Annotated in this window: 29 protein-coding genes; 24 read left to right on the top strand and 5 right to left on the bottom strand. The window is 69.9% G+C overall.

From position 1 onward, the window contains the following. Positions 1-305: 305 nt before the first annotated feature. Positions 306-521: a hypothetical protein gene (locus ABIA32_RS13470; protein ID WP_370094453.1), complete on the top strand. Its 216-nt coding sequence runs from the start codon at positions 306-308 to the stop codon at positions 519-521. Between the two features lie 388 nt (positions 522-909). Here the strand turns inward: ABIA32_RS13470 and ABIA32_RS13465 are convergent, their stop codons facing one another. Next, complete coding sequence (locus ABIA32_RS13465) at positions 910-1,287, bottom strand: hypothetical protein (protein ID WP_370094451.1); 378 nt, start codon at positions 1,285-1,287, stop codon at positions 910-912. Between the two features lie 450 nt (positions 1,288-1,737). Here ABIA32_RS13465 and ABIA32_RS13460 point away from each other — a divergent pair, with 450 nt between their 5' ends. Together ABIA32_RS13460 and ABIA32_RS13455 are read left to right on the top strand one after the other, a co-directional pair. Then, positions 1,738-2,412 (top strand): hypothetical protein, encoded by a 675-nt coding sequence (locus ABIA32_RS13460; RefSeq protein ID WP_370094449.1) that lies wholly within the window; start codon positions 1,738-1,740, stop codon positions 2,410-2,412. Further along, a complete protein-coding gene (locus ABIA32_RS13455; RefSeq protein ID WP_370094447.1) occupies positions 2,409-2,993 on the top strand; it encodes a hypothetical protein in 585 nt (194 codons plus the stop codon). Before ABIA32_RS13460 ends, ABIA32_RS13455 begins: the two co-directional genes overlap by 4 nt. A 109-nt stretch (positions 2,994-3,102) precedes the next feature. On the opposite strand, the gene ABIA32_RS13450 is transcribed toward ABIA32_RS13455, so the two are convergent. Beyond that, positions 3,103-3,363 (bottom strand): hypothetical protein, encoded by a 261-nt coding sequence (locus ABIA32_RS13450; protein WP_370094445.1) that lies wholly within the window; start codon positions 3,361-3,363, stop codon positions 3,103-3,105. An 89-nt stretch (positions 3,364-3,452) separates the two neighbouring features. Here ABIA32_RS13450 and ABIA32_RS13445 point away from each other — a divergent pair, with 89 nt between their 5' ends. The 11 genes from ABIA32_RS13445 to ABIA32_RS13395 all read left to right on the top strand — a co-directional run bounded on the left by ABIA32_RS13445 (position 3,453) and on the right by ABIA32_RS13395 (position 12,817). Next, a complete protein-coding gene (locus tag ABIA32_RS13445) occupies positions 3,453-3,755 on the top strand; it encodes a hypothetical protein (RefSeq protein ID WP_370094443.1) in 303 nt (100 codons plus the stop codon). Positions 3,756-3,757: 2 nt separating this feature from the next. Next, positions 3,758-3,970 carry a hypothetical protein gene (locus ABIA32_RS13440; protein ID WP_370094441.1) on the top strand — a complete coding sequence of 71 codons (213 nt, stop codon included), beginning with the start codon at positions 3,758-3,760 and terminating at the stop codon, positions 3,968-3,970. A 3-nt stretch (positions 3,971-3,973) separates the two neighbouring features. After that, positions 3,974-4,426, top strand: a complete 453-nt coding sequence (locus ABIA32_RS13435) for a hypothetical protein (RefSeq protein WP_370094439.1) — start codon at positions 3,974-3,976, stop codon at positions 4,424-4,426. Beyond that, positions 4,338-5,930, top strand: a complete 1,593-nt coding sequence (locus ABIA32_RS13430) for a hypothetical protein (protein WP_370094437.1) — start codon at positions 4,338-4,340, stop codon at positions 5,928-5,930. The genes ABIA32_RS13435 and ABIA32_RS13430 overlap by 89 nt, the downstream gene beginning before the upstream one ends. After that, positions 5,918-7,519 carry a phage portal protein gene (locus ABIA32_RS13425; protein WP_370094435.1) on the top strand — a complete coding sequence of 534 codons (1,602 nt, stop codon included), beginning with the start codon at positions 5,918-5,920 and terminating at the stop codon, positions 7,517-7,519. The genes ABIA32_RS13430 and ABIA32_RS13425 overlap by 13 nt, the downstream gene beginning before the upstream one ends. 128 nt (positions 7,520-7,647) lie before the next feature. Then, the gene (locus ABIA32_RS13420) at positions 7,648-7,929 is read left to right on the top strand and encodes a hypothetical protein (protein ID WP_370094433.1); all 282 of its coding nucleotides are present in this window, start codon (positions 7,648-7,650) and stop codon (positions 7,927-7,929) included. Continuing rightward, on the top strand, positions 7,860-8,714 hold the full coding sequence (locus ABIA32_RS13415; RefSeq protein ID WP_370094431.1) for a hypothetical protein: 855 nt from the start codon (positions 7,860-7,862) through the stop codon (positions 8,712-8,714). The genes ABIA32_RS13420 and ABIA32_RS13415 overlap by 70 nt, the downstream gene beginning before the upstream one ends. 11 nt (positions 8,715-8,725) lie before the next feature. Then, positions 8,726-10,342, top strand: a complete 1,617-nt coding sequence (locus ABIA32_RS13410; protein ID WP_370094429.1) for a DUF6582 domain-containing protein — start codon at positions 8,726-8,728, stop codon at positions 10,340-10,342. A 135-nt stretch (positions 10,343-10,477) separates the two neighbouring features. Further along, entirely contained in the window at positions 10,478-11,854 is a 1,377-nt protein-coding gene (locus ABIA32_RS13405) for a phage major capsid protein (protein WP_370094427.1), read from the top strand. A 75-nt stretch (positions 11,855-11,929) separates the two neighbouring features. Further along, entirely contained in the window at positions 11,930-12,145 is a 216-nt protein-coding gene (locus ABIA32_RS13400; RefSeq protein ID WP_370094425.1) for a hypothetical protein, read from the top strand. Positions 12,146-12,148: 3 nt separating this feature from the next. Then, positions 12,149-12,817 (top strand): hypothetical protein, encoded by a 669-nt coding sequence (locus ABIA32_RS13395; RefSeq protein ID WP_370094423.1) that lies wholly within the window; start codon positions 12,149-12,151, stop codon positions 12,815-12,817. Between the two features lie 10 nt (positions 12,818-12,827). Here the strand turns inward: ABIA32_RS13395 and ABIA32_RS13390 are convergent, their stop codons facing one another. Next, the gene (locus ABIA32_RS13390) at positions 12,828-13,076 is read right to left on the bottom strand and encodes a hypothetical protein (RefSeq protein WP_370094421.1); all 249 of its coding nucleotides are present in this window, start codon (positions 13,074-13,076) and stop codon (positions 12,828-12,830) included. Positions 13,077-13,107: 31 nt separating this feature from the next. On the opposite strand from ABIA32_RS13390, the gene ABIA32_RS13385 reads away from it, so the two are divergent. The 4 genes from ABIA32_RS13385 (at position 13,108) to ABIA32_RS13370 (ending at position 15,621) form a co-directional block, all read left to right on the top strand. Continuing rightward, positions 13,108-13,689, top strand: a complete 582-nt coding sequence (locus ABIA32_RS13385; RefSeq protein WP_370094419.1) for a hypothetical protein — start codon at positions 13,108-13,110, stop codon at positions 13,687-13,689. Further along, positions 13,686-14,195 carry a hypothetical protein gene (locus ABIA32_RS13380; RefSeq protein WP_370094417.1) on the top strand — a complete coding sequence of 170 codons (510 nt, stop codon included), beginning with the start codon at positions 13,686-13,688 and terminating at the stop codon, positions 14,193-14,195. Before ABIA32_RS13385 ends, ABIA32_RS13380 begins: the two co-directional genes overlap by 4 nt. A 67-nt stretch (positions 14,196-14,262) precedes the next feature. Continuing rightward, complete coding sequence (locus ABIA32_RS13375) at positions 14,263-14,436, top strand: hypothetical protein (RefSeq protein ID WP_370094415.1); 174 nt, start codon at positions 14,263-14,265, stop codon at positions 14,434-14,436. 3 nt (positions 14,437-14,439) lie between these two features. After that, positions 14,440-15,621, top strand: a complete 1,182-nt coding sequence (locus ABIA32_RS13370; protein ID WP_370094413.1) for a hypothetical protein — start codon at positions 14,440-14,442, stop codon at positions 15,619-15,621. 58 nt (positions 15,622-15,679) lie between these two features. On the opposite strand, the gene ABIA32_RS13365 is transcribed toward ABIA32_RS13370, so the two are convergent. Then, positions 15,680-16,255, bottom strand: coding sequence for a hypothetical protein (locus ABIA32_RS13365; RefSeq protein WP_370094411.1), 576 nt, complete (start codon positions 16,253-16,255; stop codon positions 15,680-15,682). A gap of 228 nt (positions 16,256-16,483) precedes the next feature. On the opposite strand from ABIA32_RS13365, the gene ABIA32_RS13360 reads away from it, so the two are divergent. The 3 genes from ABIA32_RS13360 to ABIA32_RS13350 all read left to right on the top strand — a co-directional run bounded on the left by ABIA32_RS13360 (position 16,484) and on the right by ABIA32_RS13350 (position 17,783). After that, positions 16,484-17,074, top strand: coding sequence for a hypothetical protein (locus tag ABIA32_RS13360; protein ID WP_370094410.1), 591 nt, complete (start codon positions 16,484-16,486; stop codon positions 17,072-17,074). 107 nt (positions 17,075-17,181) lie between these two features. Next, positions 17,182-17,316, top strand: a complete 135-nt coding sequence (locus ABIA32_RS13355) for a hypothetical protein (protein ID WP_370094408.1) — start codon at positions 17,182-17,184, stop codon at positions 17,314-17,316. Then, positions 17,316-17,783 carry a hypothetical protein gene (locus ABIA32_RS13350; protein ID WP_370094406.1) on the top strand — a complete coding sequence of 156 codons (468 nt, stop codon included), beginning with the start codon at positions 17,316-17,318 and terminating at the stop codon, positions 17,781-17,783. Before ABIA32_RS13355 ends, ABIA32_RS13350 begins: the two co-directional genes overlap by 1 nt. Here ABIA32_RS13350 and ABIA32_RS13345 read toward each other — a convergent pair whose 3' ends face one another. Beyond that, positions 17,784-18,302 (bottom strand): hypothetical protein, encoded by a 519-nt coding sequence (locus tag ABIA32_RS13345; protein WP_370094404.1) that lies wholly within the window; start codon positions 18,300-18,302, stop codon positions 17,784-17,786. 145 nt (positions 18,303-18,447) lie between these two features. On the opposite strand from ABIA32_RS13345, the gene ABIA32_RS13340 reads away from it, so the two are divergent. The 3 genes from ABIA32_RS13340 (at position 18,448) to ABIA32_RS13330 (ending at position 24,989) form a co-directional block, all read left to right on the top strand. Beyond that, positions 18,448-20,946, top strand: a complete 2,499-nt coding sequence (locus tag ABIA32_RS13340) for a phage tail tape measure protein (RefSeq protein WP_370094402.1) — start codon at positions 18,448-18,450, stop codon at positions 20,944-20,946. Next, a complete protein-coding gene (locus tag ABIA32_RS13335) occupies positions 20,943-23,201 on the top strand; it encodes a hypothetical protein (protein ID WP_370094400.1) in 2,259 nt (752 codons plus the stop codon). The genes ABIA32_RS13340 and ABIA32_RS13335 overlap by 4 nt, the downstream gene beginning before the upstream one ends. 1,266 nt (positions 23,202-24,467) lie before the next feature. Then, positions 24,468-24,989 carry a hypothetical protein gene (locus ABIA32_RS13330; RefSeq protein ID WP_370094398.1) on the top strand — a complete coding sequence of 174 codons (522 nt, stop codon included), beginning with the start codon at positions 24,468-24,470 and terminating at the stop codon, positions 24,987-24,989. Positions 24,990-24,995: the final 6 nt, after the last annotated feature.

The following is a 24,995-nucleotide window of genomic DNA, read 5'->3' as shown; positions in this document are numbered from 1 at the left end:
CCCGCGTAGGCGACCCCTGATGATGCGACGCCTCGCAGCTGCGCTGCGGCGGGTGCCGACGTACTGCCCGGTGTGCGGCTGGTGGACCCAACGACACAGCCACTGACGAAACGAGAGGAGGATGGCCCCATGCGTTCTGTGGATCGGATCTCCGAGTGCTGGGGCGACAGTGTTCGGCGGCAGGCACGACGTGACGCCGGATTCCGCGAGGTCATCGGCTTGCTGGCGGGGATGGTGACTGCGATGGCGGGAGTCCTTATCGGGCTCCTGGCCTCGCTTCCGCACTGACGAGAGGGACACTGAACATGAGCGAGACCGAGACGGTACGCGTCCAGGTGCTGTTGCTCTTCGGCGAGGATGCTGAGGTCCGCGCGGACGCGGCGGACTGGTCGGAGCCCGAGCGGTATCCGGCGGCGGAGATCGCCGCCGCGCTCGGAGTGGCAGCGAAGGAGTTGCCGGGCATGCGGATGCTCGCGGACGTCGGGCCGGGTGACCGGCTGACGAATTGGCGACTGCCGTAGGCTGTGCGGCATCCCTTCGGGGTGTTGGTGACCGGCGGGCTTTCCGGCCTAGCTCCTGCACGGAGCGGGGTGCCCCTGATGGGGTGGGCCTGCCGGTCATTTGTGTGCCCGTCAGGGCGAATGTGAGCAGCGGCGAAGCCGCTTCCTTCGGCCCGAAGGGCCGCGAGCCCCGCGAGCGCAGCGAGCTGGTGGGGGCTCGCCCCGGCCGTCGGGCCGGGCTTGGCCGCCCGCGCCGCAGGCGCTTAGGGGGCGGCCGACCAGCCGCGCCCGCAGGGCGCTTAGGGCTGGTCCCGATTGTGCGCCGCAGGCGCTCCTTTACCGCCGCAGCCGCCCGTTCATGATCACAAAGGGGGTCGCCCCGGCTGGCTGCCGGGGCGACCGAGCGGGCCTACTCCTCGCTGCTGAACCGGTCAACGAGCCAGCGGGCGAGCTCCAGCGCGTACTCCTCAGTTGCGAGGAAGGAGCACATCGCCGCACCGGCGAGGTACTTCCTGCGGTGGTGGTCGTAGGTCGCCAGCAGGTCCATGCCGCCCACGAAGAGCAGGGCGACCATCTCCAGCTTGACCTGCTGATCCTGCGGCATGGGCTGGTCCTTGGCCAACTCGGCGAGCTGGATCACGCTCGGCTTGACCTGTTCCGGCGAGACCTCCCCGGAGGGCAGCTCAACGGGGACGGGCAGGATCCTGGAGGCCATGATGATGACCTCGTAGACCTTCCGGGCGAGCGCGGCCACGCCCGCGTAGATCAGGTCCTCATGGTCGGACACGTTGGTCCTTCCCTTCGGTTGGGTGTTGGTGGCCCGTCCGGGGTTCCGGCCCCGGTGTGGGCCGCGCCCCGCTCGGTGCGGGGTGCGGGGTCAGGCAGCCGTGTGGGCGGGTGGGAGCAAAGTCGCGGTGCGCGAGCGTCAGCGAGCAGCGACTTTGACGGTGGCCCGGTGCGCGCCGAAGGCGCAGGGCCACGGCGTCCGGCCCCCTGGCCGGATGGATGCCGGTGAACGCGCACGAAGTGCGCCCGGCGTCCACCCCGGAGGGCGCACCAGCGCCCGCAGGGGCGTCCCGCCCGCGCGCGCGGCACCCTGCCCCCGCACCCCGAAAAGACCCGTGCTGCGCCCCGCTACCGACCCGCACCGGCGCGCCCAGTAGCGCATCAGCCACAGCAGCATCACATCAACGTGACAAACCCTCAGTAGCGCTTCACATCAGGGAGCATGGCCGCCATGCAGATCCTGATCACAACCCTCGCGTCAGCGGCCAGCTCGGTGCTGATCTTGCTCCTCGGCCAGTGGACGGCACGTGCGCAGAAGCGCAGGGATGATGAGAAGGGGGCCCGTGCGGCCCTGCGGCGCGACTACGAATCCCTCCTGGCAGCCATGGCCAGATTCCGTATGGAGCGTGTAGCCCACCTCAAGGTCAGAATGAGCTGGCGGGCGCGCGGCAACGTCGCGATGCGCGCTGTGTACGAGTCCCTTGCGGCCTACGAGATCGCCGCGACCGACCGGAGCGTCGCCAGGTTCCGAGCCGTGGGACCTGCAATTCGATACATCACCGATTGGCGCCAGCGCGTAGACGAGCAAGAGCTGTCCGTCCTCGGGCCCATGAACGAGGTAGTCCGGGCGGCGATCCCGCTGGCGGGCTCGGACTTCGAGCAGGTCGCCTCCGCGACCAACAAGGTTCTTGGCCTGCTGCCAGACGATGATGATGAGGCCATGGACCGAGCACTCGCCGTACTGCGGCGAGCCATTCTCGACGCCGAGGCCGCGATGCAGAAGCGCCGACGGTTCCCCATCCGGCGTCGGCGGCCGGCACTGGTGACCAGTGAAACGAACAGCCTCTCGCCCGAACTGGAGACTGGCCAGCGCAGGCCGAGTACCAGGAGTAGCGTCCGCACATGAACTGGGCAACCATCTGGCCAACGCTCGCCTTCTTCTTGGGCGGCCTCTCTTCCTACGCTCGCGACGCCCTGACAGAGAAGCGGCAGCGGCACCGCCTCGCCGCCGAACGATCAGCCGAGCGTGCGCGAGTAACGCTCGATCGGCGGGAGGCATTCGAGCTGGACCATCTTCAAAGGCTCAACGACGCACTGCAAGACCTTGGACGTGCCGCCGGTCGAATGCACTACCTGGACACCATGGCGAGCCATCAGACTGGCATCTACGCCGGACCTGGGGTGCCCGAAGACGCTTCGACAGCACTCCTAGACGCGAACCGTTCGGTCCACACTCTCAAAGGCCTTGTGCTCGATGACGAGCTTCGCGAGAAGGTGGCGGAGACGCAAAGGCTGCTCAACATCCCCAGTTCGATGCACAACTCCACGCCGGCTGAGGCTGAGCGAGCCTTCGAGCCTGCCATTCGGGCTCTGGACGAGACACAGGCAGCCGTTTCCGCCCGGATTCGGGAGATCTACATCTCCCAGGCGGCAGCACAGCAACTGCTGGCCTCTGGCGTGCCACGTCGCCGCGTTATCCCTTCGTGACATTCGGCGGCTGATCGTCTATAGTCACGTCTCGAAGCGGCATGCCCGGAAACGGGAAGCCCACCGAAGCCCCGCCCTGTGCGGGGCTTTCGCTTTCCACCTCGGCGCTTCAGGGCCGCTCGGCCGAAGCGCCGAGCTTCCGGGCCTGCGACCTGGCTACCACGACGTAGCCGACGGCAGCGATCAGCGCGACAGGCAGCGCGGCGAAGCCGATCCACGACTTGTGGAGCAGCATCGAGGCGTAGCCGGCGACACCGATCGCCGTACTGACGGCATAGCGAGCGGCTTCGAGCCACCGCCGCTTGCAGGCCTGGAACGAGGCCAGGCCAAGGCCAACGGTGACGAAGCCGATGAGCACCCCTATGAGCATCGCTGGAGCATAAGCCCTGCGTCTGGGCTGTCGGCGTCCGCCCCTACCGGGCCCCTCAAGACCCACCACCTCACTCCGGAGGCACCCTCATGCCCGCGCCCGACGCTGCTCTCCTCGCCGAGTACCAGCGCGAACCCCGCAAGATCCGCCGCTACGTGTCCCGCGACCTCGCCCGCGCCTACCCGGTCCCGCCGCGGCCACCGCGCCACGACGCCGTCCCCCGCCAGGTGAACGCCCGTCGGCCGATCCCGAAGCGCTACCACGGCATCATGTCCGCGCTCGGCGGGGCGGTGCCGAGGTCCGGGCAGGCCCGCATCAACGCGAAGCGCAACCAGCGCAACGTCTTCTGGGCCGCCTTCGAGGTGGACCGACTGCTCATCGCAGCGGGCTGAGCATGGACCTCACCGGCCGCCACCCCGCCACCGCCGCAGTCGCGAAGCACTTCGCCTTCGAGCACCTCCCCGAGCACCTGCGCGCGATCAGTCAGCCCTGCCACGACCTCGCCGAGCAACTGCTCCAGCGATTGCCGGACGGGCCCGAGCTCACGGCAGGCCTGCGGAAGCTGCTGGAGGCGAAGGACTGTTTCGTCCGCGCCGCCCTGGAGTAGCCGATGCCAGCGAACCGCGCGCAGCAGACCAAGACCGCTGACCGGCGCCGCCAGGCCGTCGAGCTCCGCATCGCCGGCCGCTCCTGGCAGCAGATCGCCGACCAGCTGGAGTACAGCTCGAAGGGCGCGGCGTGCACGGACGTGCGGCGGGCGCTGGAGAAGGCCGTCGAGAAGCTCGCCATCCCCCTGGAGGCACACCGACAGCTCGAACTCGACCGCCTCGACGCCATCCAGAACGCCCTCTGGGACAAGGTCCTGGACGGCGACACGAAGGCGATCGACACCACGCTGCGGCTGATGGACCGCCGCGCGAAGCTCCTCGGCCTGGACGCCCCGCAGCGGCACGAGCTGACGCTGGAGGCGATCGATGCCGCCCTCGCTGACGTGGAACAGCAGCTCGCCGCTGCTCGAAGCGAAGCGGCGGAAGCTGAAGGAGCTGAAGAGGAAGAGGGCTGAACTCCGCCGCCTGGAGACGGAGCGGCTCCGCAACCTCGACGTCTTCAAACTCCTCGGCTACGTCCCCACTCCGAGGCAGCAGGCGTTCCACGACGCGACCGAGTTCGACGTCCTCTACGGCGGCGCGGCCGGCGGCGGGAAGACCCGCGCGCTGCTGATGGACGGCATCCGAGACTGCGTCCGCTACCCCGGCATTCGGGTGGGTGCGTTCCGGCGCACCTACGGGGAGTTGAAGGAGTCGCTGCTCGCGGAGCTCGCCGAGGTCGGCTACGCGAAGGCTCTCGGCGCGAGCTGGAACGGGACCGAGTACGAGCTCCGCTTCGGCAACGGCAGCCTGCTGATGTTCCGGTACGCGGAGACCATCAAGGACGCCACCCGCCGGCAGGGTGGCCAGTACCAGAAGCTGCTCTTCGACGAGCGCACTCTGACCGGCCCGGAGGTGTGCGGGTTCCTGGAGTCCCGGCTGCGGTCCGGGCGCGCCGACCGGCCGGTCCTGGGCATCCGGTCCGGGACCAACCCGGGCGGCCCCGGGCACGGCACGGTGAAGACCCGCTACATCGAGCCGACCGCCTACGGCCAGCGGATCATCACCGACCGGCGCGGCCGCACCGTCCGCTTCATCCCGTCGAAGCTCGCCGACAACCCGCACGTCAACCCGGAGTACGCGGACGACCTGCGGAACCTGCCCGAGCAGCTGCGCAAAGCCTTCCTGGACGGGGACTGGGACAGCTTCATGGGCCAGGCGTTCGGCGAGTGGTCCCACGACCGCCACACCCTCGACCCCATCACCCTGCCCGCCGAATGGCGGCGCGTGATGGGCGTCGACTGGGGCTTCGCGAATCCCTGGGCGGCGCTGTGGTTGGCGGTCGACGAGGACGACCGCGTGTGGGTCTACCGCGAGGCGTACAAGACGAAGGTCGGCGAGCAGGACCAGGCGAAGATGATCCTCGCCGCCGAAGCCCCCGGGGAGCACGTCGCACCCCGGTGGGCGGACGACGCGATGTGGGCCACCCGGGGCGGCGCGCGGCCGATCGCCTCCATTTACGCCGAGCACGGCGTGCACCTCACCGAGGCCAGCAAGGGCGGCCGCGTCGCTGGCTGGCAGCGCGTGCGGTCCTACCTCGGCGACGGCCCGGCGTGCCCCCACCACCGCGAACTCGGCTGGGTCACCTGCCCGCGCCTACACGTCTTCCGGACCTGCGAGAACCTCGCCCGCGAGATCCCCGCACTGCCGTTCGCCACGACCGGCGACCCGGAGGACGTCGACACCAACGCCTCGGACCACGCGGCCGACGCGCTGCGGTACGCGCTGATCAACCTCGGCGGCGGCCCGAAGTTCCCGATGGTCAACAACGGCCCCGCGCCGCTTGTCGAGCAGGAGCTGAAGGCGCCCTTCGGCAGCCGCTACGCGCAGACCACGGACCCGGACACACCCGTGCCGGACGACTTCGACGATGAGCCCGTGCAGCGGGGGAAGGTGGTGACGTCGCCGTGGGCGCAGTGATCGACGCGGTCCGCCGCTTCACCCGGCCCTTCGCCGAAGACGTCGCCGAAGCCGCCCCGACCGTTTACGCGGGGAACGGGCGGCCGACGGACGCGCAGGCGCAGCGCAGGGGCTACGAGTACGGCATCCCGCGCGGCGGGACGACCGAGACCAACCAGGGCGGCGGGGACCTCGGCGGGGACCGCCGCGAGCAGCTCCAGCAGATGTACCAGGTGTACGCGACGTGCACCTGGTCGTCGGCATGCGTGGACGCGATCGCCAGGACGGTGACGGCCGGGGGGCTGTACATCGACTGGGCCTCCGACGACCAGGAGGGCTCGAAGGCCCCCGCCCGCCCGGCTGAGGTCATCAGGTTGCAGCAGCTGATCGACTACTGCAACCCGTACGAGGACATGCAGCAGCTGCTACGCGGCATGATCACGGACCTTCAGGTCGCCGGGGACGCATACCTGGAGGTCGTGTGGTTCCTCGGCGAACCGATCGCCCTGTACTCGCTGGACGCCGCGAGCATGCGGATCATCTCCGACGAGCACGGCGTCGTCACCGAGTACGTCCAGGTCACCGAGGACAGCCAGAAGGCGTCCTTCAAGCCGGACGAGATCATCCACGTCTCCATGGACACACCCCGGTCCGGCCTACACGGCATGTCGCCGACGGAGAAGGCGATCCTCCCGATCACCACCTGGCTGTACGCGTCGGGGCTGCTGAAGGAGACGATGCGGAAGGGCGACCCGCCCATGCTCCACATCGACATGCCCGACTCCATGAGCGACAACGCCATCCGCCGCTGGCTGCACCAGTTCCGGGTCCGCGTGCTCGGCCCGAAGAACAAGGGCGAGCCGATCATCACCCAGGGCGGCGCGCACGTCACCGAGCTCCAGCCGTCCAAGCTCGTCGACCTCCAGTCCATCAAGACCCAGTCCCGCGACGAGATCCTCTCCGAGTACGGTGTCCCGCCGGCCCTCGTCGGCGTAATCGAGTCCGGCAATTTGGGAGGCGGCACCGGCGACTCCCAGCGGAAGACGTTCCTCACCAACACCTGCGGGCCGATCGCCTCCTTGATCTTGGAGAAGCTGAACTTCTTCCTGACCAAGCGCGGCTTCGGCATCGACGGCTGGACGCTGAAGCTCCGCGAGGTCGACATGCGGGACTCGCTGACGATCGAGCAGATCCGCGACATCCGCATCCGCAACGGCCTGTGGATCCTCAACCGGGGCCGCGCGGACATCGGAGAGCCGCCGGTCGACGGCGGCGACGACGCGGTGCTGATCGACCGCCAGAACCTGGTCCTGTGGCGCGACATCGCGATCATGTCCAAGGCGATCATCGCGAAGAACGCCGCACCGGGGCTTCAGGCCGGGGCCCTGATCGACGGCATCGACATGAAGCCCGAGCCGGAACCGCAGCCAATCCCGCCGCAACTCGCCGCCGTACCGGGCCAGCCACCGGTGCCGGGCCAGCCACCGGCACCGCCCGGCACACCAGCGGAGTCGGTCTACGACTGGCAGCACTACCTCGACGAGGACCAGGACGAGGAGCCGGATCGGTATGAATACTTCGACCGGCTCCGCCGAGCTCTCGCCGCCTGAGCCACCAGGCCCGACCGGGCCCGAGCCGGAACCGCCGATCGATGGCCCCGCGCGGGCACCGGACGGCGCACTCACAGCGGCCGGGGCCTGGCCGCTGATCCGCAAGACCATCTTCTGAGGAGCCGACCATGACGCAGCCCGCCCCGACCATCGGCCGGATCGTCCACTACACGCTCCACGAGCACGACGCGGCCGCGATCCAGCACCGGCGCAAGCAGGCCGGGACGCTGGCCAACTTCGTGGAAGAGGGCCAGACCTATCCGGCGATCGTCGTGCGCGTGTGGTCGCCCGACAGCGGCTCGGCGAACATCCGGGTGCTGCTCGACGGCAACGACGACCTGTGGGTCACCAGCGCAACGCCCGCGAACGAGCCGACGCCGGGCCGCTGGAACTGGCCGCCGCGCGCATGACCCGGCGCCCGCCGACGCTGCGTCTCGGTCAGCTCACCGGCACCTGGGCGACGGTCTACGCGGAGCGGGACCGGCTGGAGGCCGACGCCGATCGGGACGCGCTCGCCGCATGGCGGGCGCTGCTCGGCGACGTGGACCTGGCCGACGTCGTCGCCCTGGCCGCCGAGAACCCGCCCCCGCCCGGGAGCGACGAGCAGGCCAGGTTGCGGCGCCAGCACCTCCAGCAGGCCCTCGCCGCCGCCGTACTCGCCCGCCTGACGCTCCTCAGTCGCGCGCCCGGCTGGGCCCGCTTCCTGGCGGTCCTCGCTTCGGGGCTCGCCGGAGCGAACGCCACTGGGGCGGCTTCAGGCGACGCGGTCACCTCAAGCGCCGACACGGTGGCCGCCGGGCAGCCGGCCGCGCCCGGTGCGGGCGAGGACGTCGCGGCGTACCTGCTGGCGGCCCAGGCGCTCAAGGGCCTCGCCGCGACGGTCGCGCGGGTGCTCCTGGCCGGGGCCGCCGACGGCGCCACCTCAGCGCAGCTGGCCAAGGCCGCGCGCGGGGTCCTCGCTGAGGCGCTCCCCCTGACGTTGGCCGTGGCCACAGCCGTTGCGGTGGCGTTCACCGCCGGCCTCACCTCCGCGTACCTCGCCTTCGGCGCCGGCGAGCTCGCGTTCATCACCGCTGGCGACACCAACGTGTGCGCTACGTGCGCGGCCGCCGAGGACGCCAACCCCTATCCGGTCGCGAGCGTGCCCGCACCGCCGCTGCACCCCAACTGCCGCTGCACCCTGCAACCAGCCTGACGGGAGGTCACATGGCCATCGCGACGATCCGGGGCACGGCCATCGCCCCCGGCGTGTCCCGCAACAAGCGCCTCTACACCAAAGAACTCCTGGCCCGAGCGGTCAAGCGCGCGAACGAGCGGCTGACCGGCGGTGAGCCGATGACGATGCTCACCCATCACGGCGCGGAGGACGACTCCACGCGCATCGTTGGCCGCGTCACCAGCCTGAAGCAGCGCGACGACGGGTCGGTGGCGTTCGAGGCGGAGATCGCGGACACCGCGCACGGCCGGGACATCGCCGCGCTGGTGACCGGCGGCTCGCCGTTCCTCGACGGCGTCTCGATCCGTGGGGCGTGGCTGGGCAAGGTCCGGCGCGTCCAGCATGACGGCGAGGCCGTGGAGGTCGCCGACGAGCTGGAGCTGCACGGCCTGGACTTCACCAAGACCCCCGGGGTGCCGCTTGCGCGGATCGAGCCCGGAACCGGCCCGGCCGAGGCCACTACCGTCGAGCGCCTGGTCTACGAGTCCGTCACCGAGGCCACCGCCGCCCCAGCCGAGGCTCCGCGAGGAGATGTGGACTACGCCGATCCCGGCTACCTCGACCGGCAGCCCCGGTACCAGCTTGAGACCCAGCGGCGCGCCCGCGCGGCGTGGTCGCACATCAACGAGGCCGACAACGCGCGCCGGTACACCCCCCGCCAGCTCAAGCGCGTCAAGGGCCGCATCAAGAAGGCCTTGCGCCAGTTCGGAGTGACCGTGACAGCCGAGACCGCACCGCTGGTGCCGCTCGCCGAGAACGCGATGTGGGAGGCCGTGGCCGAATGCTACGGCGACGATCGCGCCGGGTTCTCCATCAGCGCCCGCAACGGCCCGATCAACGTCAACATCTCAGCGTACGACGGGATCGAGCCCGCCGAGCTGGAGGTCATCGCGAAGGCCGCCATGGCGGCCGCGTGCGCCGCGCTTCGCGCGATGGACCCGGACATGGACGCCGACATCGACGTCCCCGGCGCACCCAACGCGGACACTGACGGCGACATGGAAGCCGCTCGCCGGCCGGACGACAACCAGATGGAGACCGCCTCGCGGGCGCTCACCTCCGAGCAGTCAGCAGCGCTCCAGGCGGCGGGCCTGCTACCCGGCACGGTCGTCACCAAGGCCGTGCTCGCCGAAGCCCTCGCATCGACCGCCCCGGCCGCACCGGTTGGGGAGACCACCACAGCCCAGGAGGTGCCCGCCGTGAGCGAGCCCACAACTCCGGCCGCGCAGGCGGCCACCACCCCGGCCGCTGCTCCGGCCGTCATCCAGCTGACGCAGGAGCAGTTCCAGGCCCTGATGGGCCGGGCCCCGGTCGCAGAGACCACACCGGCAGTGCCTGCCCCGGCCGCGCCGGTCGTCGAGACCGAGGACCAGCGCATCGCGCGTCTCGTCGCCGAGGGCGTCGCCGCGCAGCGCGAGGAGCTCCTGGAGCAGCTCCGCGGCGAGGTCCGCCAGTCCGGTCCCGCCCGCAAGGGCCTGCGGACCGCGCAGCCCGGCGGTGTCGCCGAGACCGCCGACGCAACCAGCCCCGAGGCCGTACGCGCCGCCAGCAACGAGGCCCTCCTCAGCTGGGTCTCCAACGGCCGGTACAGCAACTACGAGGACTGACTCGCTCATCGCATAGCTGACTGACCGCCACCCAGACCCGGGTGGTGCCGCACGGCAGGAATGGTCGCCCGCCCCCGACAGCGCGCTCGCGCCGGGGGCTTTCGCACACCCACCCCCTGCCCTGGAGGCACCCCCATGTCCGTTGAGCTCCGCGAGGCGCTGACCGCAGCCGGCGCATCCGCGCTCGTCCCGAAGGTCATCGACCCGAACCTGTTCGAGAAGCTGCGCCGATACTCTCCGCTGATCGAGGTCCTGCCGTCGCAGAAGATCAAGACCACGACGTACTACTTCAACACCCGCAACGGCCTCGCGTCCGGCGGCGCGGTCTCCGACGGCGGCGCCCGGCAGGTCTCCACCGGCTCGTACTTCCAGACCGGCGCGACGATCAAGAACCTTCAGGTCGTCGGCGCGGTCACCGGCTACGCCGAGGAGGTCACCGCCGACGTCATCGGTGACCTGCGCGCCCGAGAGATCATGGGCGCCGTCAAGGGTCTGCGCTGGGACACCGAGCAGATGCTCATGTACGGCAACGCCGGAGCCACCCAGTTCGGCCCGTACCCGCAGTTTGACGGCCTGGCCTCCCAGATTGGACAGTTCACCGCCACCGGCAGCCTCGGGCAGAACTGCATCGACGCCGCAGGCAGCAACATCAGCATCTCGCTGCTGAACCAGATCATCGACATGGTCGAGAGCTACACCGCCGAGCAGGTCACAAGCGGCGGCTCCGACTGGATGCTGGTCATGTCCAGCACGGCCGAGGGCGCGCTCGCGTCGCTGCTGACCAACCAGCAGCGCTTCGTCGACGTCGAGGTCGCCCCGGGTCTCGTCGTGCCGTCGTACCGGAACATCCCGATCATCCGGTCCTCGTTCCTGGGGACCAAGGGCAACGCCATGGGCACCGTGACCGCCACCCCGGCGACCACGGGCGGCACCCTCGCGGCGGGCACCTACTACTACAAGCTGGCCCCGGTCCTGTCGCGCCAGGGCGAAGCCGCCGCGTGCCCCGAGGTCACGGTCACCACCACCACGGCCACCAGCACGGTCACCCTGGCGTTCACCACCCCGGCCGGGTTCCAGACCTCCACCCCGCAGACCTACATGCTCTACCGGGGCACAGCGGCAGGTGCGGAGACGCTGCTCGGCGTCGTGGACGCGACCGTGGGCCTCGCGGCGGACCAGGTCACGCCGATCCTGACCACGTCGATCGTGGACACCGGCACCGCGCTGGTCCCGCAGAACGGCGCCACGGTCCCGGCGCAGACCCCGGCCACCTACGTGGGCACGAACGCCGGGCTGAAGCCGCGCTCTTTGGGCCAGGAGGACCTGTACCTGATCTCCCGGGACCGCGACAACCTGCTACGCCCGTACGTCCGCGACATCCAGCCGAAGGACGTCTTCCCGACCACCCAGTCGCCCGACTCGATGCCGTTCGCGGTCGTCTCGGACACCTGCCTCGCGATCCGGGGCCCGGAGTGGGTCGGCCGCATGACCCGCCTCGCGCCGACGCTCTGACTCCTTCGTCCGGCCGCCCCCGCTACTCCCGGGGGCGGCCGTGCTCTATCCCCTCGAACTGCCTGGGAGGCAGCAATGTTCGTCAAGAAGCGCAAGCCCGGCGGGACCTCGCACGGCTACCAGTGGCCCAAGGGCGGCGAGTGGGTGGAGATGCCCGCCGATCACGCCCACGAGCTCGTCACGATCCAGCCCGACGAGTTCGAGGCGCAGCCGGAAGTGCCGCGCGGCGGGAAGCTCCACAAGCCAGCCGCCGAGGACGACGGCGACGACGGCAAGACGCCGGAGGAGTAGCCGATGGTCGCCGACGCTCCCGCGCTGCTGTGTACCTGGGCGCAGCTCACCGAGGGCCCGCTCGGCGACTTGGTCCGTTCCTACCCCTCCGGCCAGGCTCAAGCCGACCTGCTGGCCGAGGCGACGCGCCTGTGTGAGGACATCGCCGACCGCAGGCTCGCGCCGTTCACCGGCCTGATCGAGACCGAGCGGTCGACGGGCATCGACCCGGACGAGTACATCGACGCTGGGAACGTGCCGCTCGACTTGGCGGGGACGCTGGGGCGGTCGTACGCCTACGCGATGGGCACGACCAGCCTGGTGCGGCACGGCTGGCTCCAGCAGTGGGCGCCGAAGTACCAAGACCTGTGGACCTACTCGTTGCAGTCGATCACGATCCACCGCTCCTACGGCGGCGACCAGGTCGTGAACCTCTCGACGGTGCGCGGTCCGGACGCGGACACCGGGCACCTCTGGTACAACATCGGCACGTTCCTGCCGATCGGGAGCCTGGTCACCTACGTGTACGGCGGCGGCTACTCCACCATGCCGGCCAGCCTGGTCCGCGCGGGCAAGTGGATGGCCGGGAGCATCGCCGCCCGCGAGCTCGACCCGACCGGCCAGCAGCACGGCCACGACCCCCACGCGCTGCTCGACTGGGCACACGAGGCCCTGGCCGAGTACGGCAGGTAGCGGCCCGCTCCTACCTGTCGCCGGGCTGCGACCGGTTGGCGGGCCGGATCAGCGGCCACTTCTCGGCGATCTTCTGCAAGGTGCCCCCGGGCGTGAAGTACTGCTCGAAGTAGCCGCAGCTCGTGCACACGAAGTCCTCGGACTGCGCGGTACTCCACGCCCCGCGCACGGTCAGGCCGAACGCCTGGCCTCGCCGGATGCCGTTCCGCGTGAAGTGCACGGAGGCGCTGCGGCACTTGGGGCAGATTCCTGATCGCATGGCCGCGACCCTACCCGCGCGGAGGTGACCCGTGGCCTGGGGGACCCACCACCGGCGCACCGGCCGCCACCACAAGCACCACCTACAGGCTAAGCGCCGCAAGGGCCACCGCCTGCGGCACAAACGGCACCTGAAGCACAAGGTGCACCGCAAGCGCGGCTACCACCTGAAGCACAAGCGGCGGCACTTCCACCTCAAGCACAAGCGCCACCTGCGCCACAAGATCCATCGGCGCAAGGGCTACCACCTCAAGCACAAGAGGCACCTGAAGCATCCCGTGCACCGCCGCCGCGGTTACCACCTGAAGCACAAGCGCAAGGGCTCGCACCGTCGCCTGGGCCACCACCGCACGACCGCGCACCACCGTCGTGCGACGAGTCGTCGGGCCGGCCCGCGCGGCCGCAAGCACGGTCGGCGCCACTGGGGCACCCACCCGCGCCGCCACCACAACCGGTACAAGCACCTGAAGCACCGTGTGAAGCGCTGGACGAAGCCCGGCCACCACGGCAAGCAGACCCACTACCGGCCCCGCGCACTGCGCGCAGGCGGCCGGATCGCGCGCCGCACCGACCGCGCGGCCGCCCGGCATCGCCAGCGGAGGAGGCGCCGATGAGCGGCTTCACCACGGCCGACGCAGTGGCCCGCGAGGCAACCTGGCTGGCCGGCCACGGCGACGGCCTCCCAGCGCTGCTCACCGCCAACGGCGGCCCGTGGGACATCGTCCAGGCGTACCTGCCCCGCACCCCGGCCGCCCGGAAGTCCCAGCTCTATGTGCTGCGGCGACGGCTCCAGACCGAGCGGATGTCCCAGCAGCGCCGCCTGGCGACGTACACCTTCCACCTGACGTTCTACTGGCCGATCGGCGCCACCACCGTCGGCACGAACCTCGCCGAGTCTGAGCAGCAGGCCCTCGACAACGCCTTGGACCTGGTCCGGCAGCGTGTCGAGGGCTTTGTGGGCGACAAGACCCACGGCGGGAAGTTCCTGTCAGTGGCGGAGTCGCCGAGCGGCACCCGATTCGACGTCGAGATGAGCGACCCGGGCCAGAGCATGTCGGGCGGCGCCTTCCTGGAGGGCTTCGCCACATACGTGGCGGACGACGCCGAGTACGTCATGTGACACACCAATACCCCACGCCCCCGGACCGCGCCGCGTCCGGGGGGTTCCTTCATGCCCGGAGGCACCCGTGCCGCTCCAGCGGAACATCACCGATCACCCGCTGGACGTGCCAGCGGTCCCCATCACCCTCCAGCCCGGCGACGAGGTCGACTGGGACGACCCGATCGTCGGCTGCGAGCCCGTGCCCTCACCCCCAGCGAAGAAGAGCGCCGCGAAGTCGGCCACGACCCCGGAGGGCTGACGGATGGCACTGCTCGCACGCAACGGCTGGCTCGGAGCCGCGAAGGAGGCGTCCGGCTCGCCGGGCGTCTACCTGCCGCCGACGATCAACTTCCCCTACACGGGCTCCTCCGGCTTCGAGGACATGATCGCGTCGATCCGCGACGAGTCGGTCCGCGCGGACGACTCCGTCCTCCACGGCGTCTACCAGGGCCCGGCGCACGCCGAATGGGCGATCGACCACCACGCCTACCCGGACCTGGTCGGGCACCTCTTCGCCGCGACCGTCGGCCCGGACACCGTCACCGCGGCGACGGCGACCACGCTCAGCGCCAATACGCTCGTCAACGCGACCGCTGTCTCCTCGGCCGTGGCGCTCCCCGCCGGAACGGTCGTCAAGGTCGGCACCGGCCTGGCGCTCGAGTACGCGTGGACCGACGGAGCCGCAACCGGTGCTGGCCCCTACACGTCGAACGTGACCACGGTCCTCGGCCGGACCGGCGTCAACCGCGTCGGGCTGCTCAACGCCCACACCTCGGGTGATCCGGTCCTGACGACGACGCTGCACACGTTCAAGCAGAACCCCGCCATCGCGCTGCCGACGTACTCGTTCACCTACTTCGATACCGTCGGCTACATCTCCTGCTCGTACGGCCGGTTCTCGGACCTGCAGATCAAGATCGACCCCAAGGGTGCGATCTCGTTCTCGTCGAAGGCGATGAGCTTCCCGTCGGTCCCGGCCTCACTGGTGGCCCCCGCCTTCAGCCCGTACGACCCGCTGATGGGCTGGTCGTGGAACATGACGAGCGGCGGCGCGAGCTCGACGCGCGGCCTGTCGTACGACGCCACGATCAAGCGCGCTGTCGAGGCCATCCAGGCTTCGGACGGAACTCAGGCACCGCGTGAGGTCTTCGCGGGAGCGATCGAGTACAGCGGCACCCTGAAGGCGATCTACGAGAATGGCCTCGACCTGAATCTGTACCTTCAGAACACGCAGTTGCCGTTCATCGTGTCCGCGCAGCAGCCTGTGGTCCGCGGCGGCCAGTCCTTGACCGTCACCAGCTCGAAGAGCGCCTTCACGAAGGGCAAGCGCGACCTGTCGCAGCCCTACGCGCAGGCCGACTTCTCCATCGACGGCATCGCCAACACCACCGACGGCGGCGTCCTCCAGGTGGCGCTGGCGAATTGGCAGACCACCGCCTACTGACGCTCGCCGGGGCACGGGATGCTGGGGCCAGGCTGGCAGGCGGCCTGACCCCAGAGGGTCACCGGTAGAGCCTCAGGGAGTTCACTCCGCTGGCGAGATCAAGGATGTCAGGGACCAGCTGCCCGTGGGCGTTGATCATCTGATAGTTGCCCAAGACTTCTGGGAGGACCGTCCAGAGACCGGTGGGAGCGGTATTGCTGAAGGTTATCTGCACGTCAACGTGGTACCAGCGGCCCGGCGTCATCACGATTTGTCGACCTTGAGGAGCCAGGTCGAGCCAGAAGTCCCCCCACCGGTCGCTGCGATTGGAGTTCTGCCACTGGCCAGTGAAGGGGTTGAGCCAGCGTACGCTGACGCCCCGCTGTGGCTGCTCGACGGGCTTTCCTGCCACCACGTAAAAGCTCTCAAGCAGGGTCCGCTCCGGCGAGCGCTCCATGTACCAGACGCGCGTGTGAATCGTTCCGCCGCGCTTCAACGCGCTGGGGAAGCCCAGTGGGGCGTAGTGGAACTTCCCGACTGTTCTGACTGTGGCCGCGCGATCCCGCGCCTGGGCGGCTGGAGTGCTCAAGGTCAGCCCGCACAGCAGTCCCAACGTCCCGACGAGCGCAGCAGCGCGCTTTCGTTTGATGGCCATGTAGTCCCCTCCCCTGTGATCGCTGCGATCACCAGGCCGCGATCCTAGGGGATGGCCCCGAGGCCCTTGCAGGCCCTATCCCCTCGCTGCTCCACCTCAACTCGGCGCGGCCGCGCCTATCTGACTCCCGGTGCGTGGGGCGAGAGCGCTACGACGTGTGAGGGCGCGGGGAGCGCGCCCCCGCGCACCGGGACCAACCACCCCCGACACCCTCACAGGAGCCACAGCATGACCACGCCCATGCCCGTCTACCCGCCCACCGACCAGCCCTACCCCACACCGGCCCCGATGCCCAACCCCGCCAAGCCCGCCATGCCGGCGGCCCCGATGCAGCCCGTCGACGTGCCTCCGACGTTCCAGCCGCAGGCCGCCGTCCCGCTGCCCGCCTACGAACAGCAGCTCGTCGCCGACACCCCGCAGCCGCCGGCCCCGGTGCAGATCCCGAAGGGCGGCTACGCGCAGCGGTTCGTCACCGTCCCCCTGCCTACGTTCAACCTGCCCGGCATCGACTGCCAGGTGAAGCTGCGCAACCCCGGAATGATGGCCCACGGCGCGACCGAAGACATGGTCGCCGCTGTCGAAACAGTCGAGCTTGACGACGACGGCGAACCCGTCAACAAGGCTCAGGCGTTCCCGATGCTCCACAGGCAGCTGCTCGGCCTGATCGCCGCGTGGACGATGTGGGACGCGACCAGCCCGGACGACAACCCGCCACTGCTCCCATCGCCCCCCGCGAGCATCGACGACCTCAAGCGGGCGCCCTCCGGTGCGATCCAGGCGATCCTCGCGGCCGTCGCGGAGCTCCAAGTCCCTCAGTAGAGCTCGGCTCGTCATACCTCGAAAACGTCCTGTGGCCCGCCCAGTCCGTTTACGCGGACACCTGGGCGTCAGGGCCGATCCCGGTCGAGGTGGAGTGGGCCGAGCTCATGCGCGAGTACCCCTGGTCCTGGGACCAGTACCTGGCCACACCCCCCTACGTGCGGCGGGTGTGCTGGGACCTGATGATCGCCCGCCGCGAGGCCCAGGACGCGGCCCAGCAGCGCGCGAACGGAGGCAGCTGATGGCGACAGAGCTGCGGCCCGGCGTCTTCACTGCGGGCTTCGCGCGCCTCGACGCCGAGGGCCAGATCCGGGGGCGGCTCGGCCTGGAGGATCTCGCCCTGGCCGTACAGCGGAAGGCGAAGGCGAACGCCACCAACGGCACCCACCCGCGCGGCACGCCCACCCCGGCCCGGCCCGGCCAGGGGCCCGCGCGGATCTCCGGGACGCTGCGGAACTCGGTGGACCACTCGCACATCGCGAAGGACGCCACCGGGTGGGCCACGAAGGTCGGGCCGAAGGTCAACCAGTTCCCGGAGTACAACTCCCGGACTCCGGCTGACCGGTACGGCTATTACCTGGAGACCGGTCTGAAGAACGGCACGACGTTCCCGTGGCTCAAGCCCGCCGCGGAGTTCGCGTGCCGCGTGAACGCCCCGAAGATCTACAACAAGGCCTACGGCCACGGGGGCTGGGGCCGGATCTTCTGATTAGCGCTGCGGGCCGATCGAGCAGACGTGCCGGGTGCCGTCCGGGTCCTGGAGGATCGCACCGGCGCCGTCCACCTGGGTGAGCGCGACGGCGTCGACGTAGGTGCGCGGGCCGGCCTGCACTTGGTCGTCGTGGCGGAGCAGGTCACCGCCGGTGCTGTCCAGGTGCGTGATGATCTCCCCTGCCGTCGAGAACTGGAACTGGACCACGGTCGTCTGTCCGTCGGCGCGGTAGATCATCGCGCAGGGCGTGCCCGGGTCGCCAGCCTGGTCAATCGCGGCTGCTGGGTGGACGGCGCTCGGGGTGACCGTGACGGTGGCGCTCACGAGCGGGGCGCCACTCCGTCGCGGCGACGCCTTGGAGCTGGGGGCCGGCAGCGTAGCCCCGCTGACGGCGGACGCCGCCGCGTTGGGGTCCTGCGGTCCGTGATAGCCGGCCAGCGAGCCGACCCCGTACACGACCACCGACAGCGCGCAGAACCCGCCGATCCCAAGCCACACCTGCTGTTTGCGGGTCATCGGTTGCCGCGCCCCGCCTCGCCTACCGGCCACTGCACCCGCTCCTCCCGCGCGCCCGCTGCGGCGCGACACGGCACTGGACCGTAGCCCCGCACCGGCGGGCCGCGCACGAGAACTTCACAACTGCTCGATCGGAGGTGCCCTCTTGGCCTCCGAGATCGGCGACCTGTACGTCGTCCTCCGCGCCGTGACCGAGCCGTTCAAGCGGTCCATGAAGGAAGCCTCCGTCCAAGGCGAAGCATCCACCTCGTCCATCGGCGGGGCGTTCAAGAAGCTCGCCAGCATCGGCATGGTCGCCGGAGGCGCGGCGATCGCGATCGGCGTGGCCAGCGTGAAGTGGGCCGCCGACTTCCAGACCCAGATGACCCGCCTGTTCACCGCGGCGGGCCTGACGAACGGCATGCTCAAGCAGGCGGGCATGACGTCCGGCCAGCTCGATGACCAAGTCCTCAAGCTCGGCAACCAGGTCGGCATGACCGGCCAGCAGATGGCTGAGGCGCTGTACCACCCGATCTCCGCTGGCCTGGACCTGAAGTCGGCGTTGCAGGTTGTGAAGTACGCCGCGCAGGAGGCTCAGATCTCCGGCGCGTCGTTGGACGACACGACCTACTCGCTGTCGTCGGTGATGAAGGCGTTCAACCTGTCCGCCGCACAGGCCGGACCGACCATGGCGTCGCTGAACGCCATCGTCGGCGAGGGCGACATGCGCTTCCAGGACTTCAACGTCTCGGTGAAGAACTGGGCACCGACGGCCGCGCAAATGGGCATCTCGATCAACTCGATGGGCGCCGCGCTCGGCTACCTGACGGACCGGGGCAACAGCGCGGAGGAGGCATCGACCCGGCTGACGATGGGCCTGTCGATGATGACGACCCCGTCGGCCAAGGCCACGAAGATGCTCGTCGCGTTGGGCGTTGCGTCGACGGACGTGAAGGCGTCCAGCTCTGCGATGGAAGCGGCCATGAAGAAGGCCGGGATCACGCAGAACCAGCTGGCGATGGACCTGAAGAAGCCCGATGGGATCTACGTCGCGCTGAACGATCTGCGACAGTCGCTGAACCGAGCTGGGGTGTCGGGGACTGAGGCTGATTCGGTCCTGGCGAAGATCTTCGGTGGTGGCCGCAGCGACAAGGCGATCATGTCGCTGATGCAGAACCTTGACGGGCTCAAGGGCAAGTTCGACAAGGTCAACGCCGACGCGAGCATGTCGAAGTTCGGCTCGGAGTGGGCCAAGGCCCAGCAGACGTTCGGGGTGCAGCTCAAGCAGACCGAGGCAGCCCTGGTGAACATGGGCATCAAGCTCGGCACGGTCCTGATGCCCTACGTGCAGGCATTCCTCGGCTGGGTGCAGAAGGGCGTCGCCTGGCTGTCCCAGCATAAGGGCGCAGTCATCGCCCTGGCCGGGGCGCTGGGCACCGCGCTGGTCGCCGCGATCATCGCAGTGGGCGGTGCGATGGCCACGGCCTTGGGGCCGGAACTCGCCATCGCGGCCGGGGTGATGGCCGTAGGCGCGGCGCTCGTCTATGCGTACTCGCACTTCCGCACCTTTCGGACGGTCGTGAACGAGGTCGGGAAGTTCCTCGGCGGCGCGTTCAAGGTCGCCTGGCAGGTCGCCGGAGCGGTCATCCACTGGTTCTCGACGACGGTCCTGCCGTTCCTGAAGTCGGCGATCAGCGCGGTGTTCTCGTGGTTCGACGGTCACAAGGGCAGCTTCTCTGGCGCCTGGAACAGCCTGGTCAAGACGGTGCACGGCCTGGTGGTCTGGCTCGACAAGAACGTCCTGTCGTGGATCAAGGCGCGGATCGCTGATCTGACGGCGTGGTGGCACGAGCACAGCCAGCAGATCGCGCAGATCTGGGGCGTCGTCTGGAAGATCATCGAGACGGCGTTCAAGGTCGTCTGGGATGGGGCGATCAAGCCCGGTCTCGCGATTCTGATGGCGGTATGGAAGGTCGTCTGGGGCGTCATCAAGGACACGATCAAAGTCGTATGGGCGGCGATCTCCGGCGTGATCACTTTCGCGATGCACCTGGTGATGAACACCATCGGCTTGGTCCTGGATGTCATCACCGGCAAGTGGGGCAAGGTCTGGGGCGATCTGAAGAAGCTCGTCGGTCAGGCGTTCGGCGACATGCTCAACCTCATCGGCAACGTCACCGCCAAATTCGGCACGCTGCTGTGGGACGCCGGTGCGAACATCATCAAGGGCCTGATCAGCGGCATCAAGTCCATGATCGGCGGCATCGGCAACGCCATGGGCGACGTCGGCAAGACGATCCGTAGCTTCTTGCCGTTCTCCCCGGCCAAGCAGGGCCCACTTTCCGGCTCGGGCTCGCCCGACATCGCCGGGGCGAAGATCGGCCAGATGGTCGCCGACGGCCTCACCTCTTCCACCCGCCACGTCGCCCGCGCGGGACACCTCCTCGCCGGCACCGCCGCCATGGCCATCAGCGGCAGCGGCGGCGGCTTCGGCATGCTCGCGATCGGCGGCGGCATGGCGGCCGCCAACTCGGGTGCGGGTGGGCAGTTGCCGCCGATCGTCGTCAACGTCGACGGCCACCAGCTCTTCGAGATCCTCCAGGCCCAGGCGCTGCGAAACGGCCGCAGGAACCCGACCACCGGCCTTGTCTACAAGGGGAGGTGATCGTGCTCCCGCTGCTCGGTTCCCTCATCGACCCCTTCACCGCAGGGGCGTTGAACACTGCGGTGTGGACGGCCACGTCCAGCGGCGGACTGGTCACCCTGGCCACGCCCGGCCGTGTGGCCGTCCAGGCGACTGCGGCATACCCCGCCCTGGGGGCGGCGGGCCCGTACGAGGCGACCGGACAGGCGCTCTACGCCCGGGTCACCCCGGCTCTGGCCGGCACCGGCGGCGGCGCGGTGCAGACGACCATGAGGGTCCAGCAGGACCCGAACAACTACGCCGCGTTGGTCTGCACCCCGGGGACCTCCTGGCAGGCCGTCGTCTACAACGCGGGCGTCGCGACCACCGTTCCACTGCCCACGTTCGATCCCGCCCAGCACGCCTGGTGGCAGCTCACCGAGCGGGCCGGGCAGTGGCTGTTCTCCGTGTCCGCCGACGGCGCGGCATGGACGCAGCTCGCCGCGATCGCCTACACCTGGTCCCCGCACGCCGTGCTGGCGTACTTCATCGCCGGGTCGTCCACCGTGTCCGGCCAGTCCGCGTACGTCGAGCACGTCAACACCCCGCTCGGCACCAGCTCGGTGATGCCCTCCTGGCCGAAGATCCGGTTCCAGGTGGCGTTCAACCAGGGCGCGAACACCGGTGGACAGCCCTCGTTCGTGGACCTGTCGTGGCGGCTGCGCGGATCTTGGTCGGCGACGCCGTCGGGGCGGCAATACGAGCTGGACCAGGTGCAGTCCGGGCAGATGACGTGCACGCTGTGGAACCTGGACGGTGCGCTGGACGCGCTCAACACCGGCTCCGCGTACAGCCCGAACGTGTTGCCGATGCGGCCGTGTCGGCTCCAGGCCGTGTGGCCGCCGACGCGGAACCTGGTCCCGCAGGCGATGAGCAACGGCACCGCGCCCCCATCAGCCTGGTACGCCTACAACGGCACCGTCGCCGCGGCGACCGGGCTCGCCCCGGCGCCCACCGGGCACACCACCGCGACAGCCTGGCAGTTCCCGATCACGGGCAGCCTCGCGAACCAGTACCCGATCCTGACCGGCGTCACCGGCGGCAGCGCCGACCCGACCGCGTTCCCCGTGGTCGCAGGACAGTCCTACACCTGGTCGGGGTGGGCGTCGCGCTCCGCTGGCGGGGACGCCAGCCTGGGCATCACCCAGAACATCCTCTGGTACGACCAGACCGGCGCGCAGATCACCGTGTCCGGCGGCAGCCTCCCCAGCGTGCCGGTCTCCCCGGCCTGGGCGCAGAACGTCGTGACCGGCACGGCCCCGGCCACGGCCGTGTCGGCGCGGATTGGGACTTGGCTCACCAACGCGGCGACGACCGCCGTGAACACGATCTACCTGACCGGCATGCAGTTCGAGCAGGCCGCGACCGCGACCCCGTGGACGGCTGGCGGCGTCGTCTACCCGCTGTGGGCCGGATACGTCGAGCGCTGGCCGCAACAGTGGGACTACTCGGGCACGTACGGCATGGCGGATCTGACCTGCATCGATGCCCTCGCAGGGCTCGCTCAGTTCACGCTCCAGCCCAACTTCGCCGCGTCGCTCACCGCACTCAAGCCGACGTTCGTCTTCCCGCTCAATGAGGCTGCGGGTGCGACGCAGTTCCACGATCTCCTGGGCGCGAATCCACACCGGTTGACCTATAGCCCGCCCGCACTGGGTGCGGGCGGCGGCACGATCTCGGCGGGCAACAGCGTGCAGGGCGCGGGCAGCGTCGGCTCCTCTGGGCCGGTCATCACGCTCACCAACCCGAACTGGGGCATCAACGGCACGACGAAGGCCGGCGTGCTGCTGGCGGCGCAGCCGGGCAAGAACTTGCCGCCCACCCAGCGGCGGCTTCACCCGGGTGATCTGCTACCGCACCACGAATGTCCCGGCCACCGGCGGCGCGATGTGCCTGTGGGCCGCGACCGGCCCAGGCGTCTACGGCGCGGGCGGCTCCCAGGGCTGGATTGGGATCTACATCGGTGCGGACCAGCACCTGTACGGCATCGTGCAGGACCCCACCGGCGCCTACGGGGCAACCGTGCCTGTGCCGGACATCGCGAGCTGCGACGGGAACTGGCACATCGCCGTCGTCCAACTCTCCGCCGACGGGAAGACGTTCACCGTCGCCAACGACGCCCACGGCTACCAGGCGACGACTGCAGGGAACTACACGCCGTCGGGCTGCAACGCGGACACGATCGGGGCACAGGCCAACCCCTTCGCGAACTCCTGGCAGCAGTACTTCCAAGGTGACCTCGCCTTCGCCGCCCAGTTCCCGTACGCCATCGGGAACAGCTCGGCGTACGACCTCGGAGCCGGGTTCGCCACGGGCTGGGCCGGCGAGAGCAGTGCGCAGCGCGCGCAGCGGATCCTCAACTTGGCCGGGTACGGGGGCACGATCAACACCCAGGGCGCCGCGCTGGCGATGGGCGGCGCCTCCCTGGCGGGCACCGACCCGATGTCGGCCCTGACTCTGGTCGGGGACACGGAGGCCGGGCAGGCCTACGTGGACGGCGCGGGGGCGATCTGGCTGACGGGCCGTCTGTGGCGGTACTTGCAGCCCAGCCCGACCGTCGTCTTCGGCGAGCAGCAGGGCAACGGTGAGGTGCCCTACCTGGGTGACGTGGCGATGGACTTCGACACCACGCACATCTACAACGCGGCGCAGGTCACGCAGGTGGTGGCTCCGGGCGCTCCGCAGCCACCCGTGCAGCCGGCCAACAACACCTCCTCGCAGGCGTCGTATCTGCCGCGGACCGTTCAGCGGTCGATCAACACACAGGATCAGACGCTGGCCCTGGCGGCGGCGCAGTACCTGGTGTCCCAGTACGGCCAGCCGCTACCGCGCGTGGCCGCGCTCAACATCGACCCCGCGAGCAACCCGGCGTTGTGGGCCACGGTCCTCGGGCTGGGCTTCGGGACCAGAGCGCAGGTCAACCGGCGGCCGCCATCGGGTCCAGGGGCGGCGCAGATCAGCGTGCAGCAGTTCGTCGAGCACCTGACCTGGTCCGGCGACAACCAGGGCAACCTGAAGGCCACGGTCCAGCTCACCCCGGCGGCCCCGTACCTTAACTGGTGGGTCGCCGCGAGCCTGCACACGACCGTCACCGTCGGTGTCCCCTCTGGGCAGGCGACGCTCACGCTGGGAGCGCTGACCGGCGCGGCCACCAACCCGGCGGCCGCGGTGCTCGTGGCGGGGACCGTGCTGACGGTCGGCTACGGCACGGCCAACGCCGAAAACCTGACCGTGAAGTCCGTCGCCGCGACCGTCGCGGGCTACACCAACGTGGCGGTCACCTTCACCACCAGCACAGTCAACCCGCACGCCCTCGGCGAGACCGTGTGCCAACCCCTGCCGGGCGGCTACCAGCTGCCCGCCGCGACGGCGGCCGGGTTCCCCGCCTCGCTGGATCCGGCCGCGACGCTCAGCTCGACGGGCCCCCGCGCCGCCTACTGACCCCGATCGGCCCGGCCCCGCCAGCATGCCGCCGGGCTCCCGCCACGCCCTTGGAGGTGCCCGTGTCCGGCCTCGCCCCGCCCAGCCCCTATCAGTGGTCCGTCGCCGACGTTGCCACCGCCGCGGTGCTCAACGCCCAGTTGTACACGGGGCTGACGTTCCTGCTCGGACCCCCGATCGCGATCTACGCGCAGACCTCGGCGCAAGCCGTGGCCTCCACGACTGCGACCGCGATCACCTGGCCCACCCCGTCCGTCGACACCTACGGCGGCTACTCCGCTGGGAGTCCCACCCGGTACACCCCCCAGCAGGCCGGCTACTACCTGACGATGGCCACGGTCGCCTATGCCCCGAACGCAACCGGCGGACGAGGCGCGGCGATCAACAAGAACGGCTCGACCCTCGCCCAGTCGACCGTGGGCAGTGCCGGTTCCGTCTATGCCACGAACGCTCCGATCGTCTTCCCCGTGTACTGCAACGGCACCACGGACTACCTGGAGATCGGCGCCGCGCAGAACTCCGGTGTGTCCCTGAACACGCAGATCACGGTGACGAACTTCGCCGCGTTCTTCATCCACGTCTGACCCCGG

The sequence above is a fragment of the Streptacidiphilus sp. MAP12-20 genome, from assembly GCF_041262525.1.
In the GTDB taxonomy this organism is placed as follows: domain Bacteria; phylum Actinomycetota; class Actinomycetes; order Streptomycetales; family Streptomycetaceae; genus Streptacidiphilus.
This window is presented reverse-complemented; position numbering and strand designations above follow the sequence as displayed.

Coding starts and splice junctions, on each gene's coding strand:
- ABIA32_RS13470 (WP_370094453.1), top strand. CDS start 306: ATGAGCGAGACCGAGACGGTACGCGTCCAGGTGCTGTTGCTCTTCGGC.
- ABIA32_RS13460 (WP_370094449.1), top strand. CDS start 1,738: ATGCAGATCCTGATCACAACCCTCGCGTCAGCGGCCAGCTCGGTGCTG.
- ABIA32_RS13455 (WP_370094447.1), top strand. CDS start 2,409: ATGAACTGGGCAACCATCTGGCCAACGCTCGCCTTCTTCTTGGGCGGC.
- ABIA32_RS13450 (WP_370094445.1), bottom strand. CDS start 3,363: ATGCTCATAGGGGTGCTCATCGGCTTCGTCACCGTTGGCCTTGGCCTG.
- ABIA32_RS13445 (WP_370094443.1), top strand. CDS start 3,453: ATGCCCGCGCCCGACGCTGCTCTCCTCGCCGAGTACCAGCGCGAACCC.
- ABIA32_RS13440 (WP_370094441.1), top strand. CDS start 3,758: ATGGACCTCACCGGCCGCCACCCCGCCACCGCCGCAGTCGCGAAGCAC.
- ABIA32_RS13435 (WP_370094439.1), top strand. CDS start 3,974: ATGCCAGCGAACCGCGCGCAGCAGACCAAGACCGCTGACCGGCGCCGC.
- ABIA32_RS13430 (WP_370094437.1), top strand. CDS start 4,338: ATGCCGCCCTCGCTGACGTGGAACAGCAGCTCGCCGCTGCTCGAAGCG.
- ABIA32_RS13420 (WP_370094433.1), top strand. CDS start 7,648: ATGACGCAGCCCGCCCCGACCATCGGCCGGATCGTCCACTACACGCTC.
- ABIA32_RS13410 (WP_370094429.1), top strand. CDS start 8,726: ATGGCCATCGCGACGATCCGGGGCACGGCCATCGCCCCCGGCGTGTCC.
- ABIA32_RS13405 (WP_370094427.1), top strand. CDS start 10,478: ATGTCCGTTGAGCTCCGCGAGGCGCTGACCGCAGCCGGCGCATCCGCG.
- ABIA32_RS13400 (WP_370094425.1), top strand. CDS start 11,930: ATGTTCGTCAAGAAGCGCAAGCCCGGCGGGACCTCGCACGGCTACCAG.
- ABIA32_RS13395 (WP_370094423.1), top strand. CDS start 12,149: ATGGTCGCCGACGCTCCCGCGCTGCTGTGTACCTGGGCGCAGCTCACC.
- ABIA32_RS13390 (WP_370094421.1), bottom strand. CDS start 13,076: ATGCGATCAGGAATCTGCCCCAAGTGCCGCAGCGCCTCCGTGCACTTC.
- ABIA32_RS13380 (WP_370094417.1), top strand. CDS start 13,686: ATGAGCGGCTTCACCACGGCCGACGCAGTGGCCCGCGAGGCAACCTGG.
- ABIA32_RS13370 (WP_370094413.1), top strand. CDS start 14,440: ATGGCACTGCTCGCACGCAACGGCTGGCTCGGAGCCGCGAAGGAGGCG.
- ABIA32_RS13365 (WP_370094411.1), bottom strand. CDS start 16,255: ATGGCCATCAAACGAAAGCGCGCTGCTGCGCTCGTCGGGACGTTGGGA.
- ABIA32_RS13360 (WP_370094410.1), top strand. CDS start 16,484: ATGACCACGCCCATGCCCGTCTACCCGCCCACCGACCAGCCCTACCCC.
- ABIA32_RS13355 (WP_370094408.1), top strand. CDS start 17,182: ATGCGCGAGTACCCCTGGTCCTGGGACCAGTACCTGGCCACACCCCCC.
- ABIA32_RS13350 (WP_370094406.1), top strand. CDS start 17,316: ATGGCGACAGAGCTGCGGCCCGGCGTCTTCACTGCGGGCTTCGCGCGC.
- ABIA32_RS13345 (WP_370094404.1), bottom strand. CDS start 18,302: ATGACCCGCAAACAGCAGGTGTGGCTTGGGATCGGCGGGTTCTGCGCG.